This window comes from Sandaracinobacteroides sp. (assembly GCF_057137845.1).
Genome location: NZ_DBNHFX010000232.1, coordinates 1 through 1,599 on the forward strand (window position 1 = coordinate 1; position 1,599 = coordinate 1,599).

The 1,599-nt window shown below is 65.7% G+C and carries 3 protein-coding genes and 2 riboswitches; all 3 genes read right to left on the reverse strand.

What is annotated here, in order from left to right; all coding sequences use genetic code 11:
• Window positions 1-907, reverse strand: a 907-nt coding sequence (gene gcvT / locus AC16JP_RS12030) for a glycine cleavage system aminomethyltransferase GcvT (RefSeq protein WP_484340856.1), incomplete at its 3' end; no start/stop codon positions are given.
• A 50-nt stretch (window positions 908-957) separates the two neighbouring features.
• A riboswitch (glycine riboswitch) is annotated at window positions 958-1,068 on the reverse strand.
• 12 nt (window positions 1,069-1,080) lie between these two features.
• Window positions 1,081-1,175: riboswitch (glycine riboswitch) on the reverse strand.
• A 67-nt stretch (window positions 1,176-1,242) separates the two neighbouring features.
• Complete coding sequence (locus AC16JP_RS12035) at window positions 1,243-1,371, reverse strand: entericidin A/B family lipoprotein (protein ID WP_484340857.1); 129 nt, start codon at window positions 1,369-1,371, stop codon at window positions 1,243-1,245.
• A gap of 11 nt (window positions 1,372-1,382) precedes the next feature.
• Window positions 1,383-1,599: zinc-binding dehydrogenase (locus tag AC16JP_RS12040; protein WP_484340858.1), on the reverse strand; the 217-nt coding region annotated here is incomplete at its 5' end.

The following is a 1,599-nucleotide window of genomic DNA, read 5'->3' on the forward strand; positions in this document are numbered from 1 at the left end:
CGACACGCTTGCGTGATGGCCCGTCCAGCAGCGCCTTCAGGATGCGCGCAGCGCCCGGAAACCCGCCCTCGGTCTTGCGGCGCTTGGAAATGGCAAAGCCAAGCCCGGCTTCCACCGGTTCGGTTTCGGGCGTCAGGTCATGGCCATAGAGCGGCAGCCCGGCTTCGAGCCGCAAAGAATCGCGCGCGCCAAGCCCGATCGGCTTCACCCGCTCGTCCGCCAGCAGCAGGCGGGCGAAGCGTTCGGCATCCTTTGCCGGCAGGCCGATTTCGAAACCGTCTTCGCCGGTGTACCCCGAGCGGGTGATGGCAACCCGGATGCCCTGACACAGAAACTGGTATCCGGTCATGAACTTCATCCCGGCCAGCGGTGGCAGATCCTGGATTTCAGGAACGGGGCCAAGCGCTTCCAGCACCGCCACCGCCTTCGGCCCCTGCAACGCCAGCAGAGCATGGTCGTCGAGATGGGTCAGGCTGAGGCCTTCCGGCAGGCGCTGGCGCATGTGCGCGATATCGGCGTGCTTGGTGGCGCCGTTCACCACCAGATAGAAACGGTCGGGCCGGGCGGCGGTGCCGATGTTCGTCACCATCAGGTCGTCGAGAATGCCGCCATCGTCGGCCAGCAGCAGCGAATAGCGCGTCCGATGCGACGGCAGGGCCAGAAAGTCCCCCGGCGCAAGGCTCTCCAGCCAGCGGGCTGCGCCTTCGCCTTCCAGCAGCAGTTGCCCCATGTGGCTGACATCGAAAAGCCCTGCGCTTTCACGTGTCCACAGATGCTCGGCCATGACGCCAGCCGGATATTGCACCGGCATCGAATAGCCCGCGAACGGCACCATGCGGGCACCGAGTTCGCGATGCAGGCCATCCAGCGGAAGTGTTTTCAGGTCGGCGGCAATTGTGTCTGCCATCGTGGTTCCCCGTGACTCGAGCACGACCCTCCCCTTGAAGGTCGTTGTCGCCGCCCCCGCCTGTCACGAGACCTGAGAGCTTTCGCCATGGCCAAAGACCAAGGCTTACCCCTTCGGTGGCGGCCCGCGTCAGGCGATCCGCACTTTCCAGACTGCCGTCCCCGACGAGCGGGTGCAACGCTGCGGTCCTTCGGCCTGAGAGATTCCGGGGGCGGTTGCTCCTTCGGCGGTGCCGGTGGTTGCCGACACACTCTCCCGCAGCGTCGCCAGTTGCATTGAACTGCCGACGGCGCGCCAATGACGCAGACGCGCGATTCGGTCAACGAAAACCGGTATCAGTCGGCGGCGCGCTCGATCGCCTTGCCCACCGATTTCACATCCCGGCCGACGCCTTTCGTGGTGTTGCAGGCGGCCAGCAGCATCGCCGGCAGGATCAGCAACGCTGCAATCATTGGTTTGGTCATGCTCGAACTCCTCAGGCACCAGCGCCGATACGGACGATCGCCTTGCCGGCAAGTGAACCACGCTCCATCGCGCGGAATGCCTCGGTTGCATCCTCCATCGGCACTTCCAGCGCAATGACCGGTTTCAACAATCCGCGCGCCGCCAGCGCCTCGATTGCGGCCATATGGGCGGCGGCGGCCACCGGGTCGCGGCGCCCCGCTTCTCCGGCGCGGACGCCCACTATCTCG

What these genes read in the sequence shown, in the direction of transcription:
- AC16JP_RS12035 (WP_484340857.1), bottom strand. Translation starts at nt 1,371, where the DNA reads ATGACCAAACCAATGATTGCAGCGTTGCTGATCCTGCCGGCGATGCTG.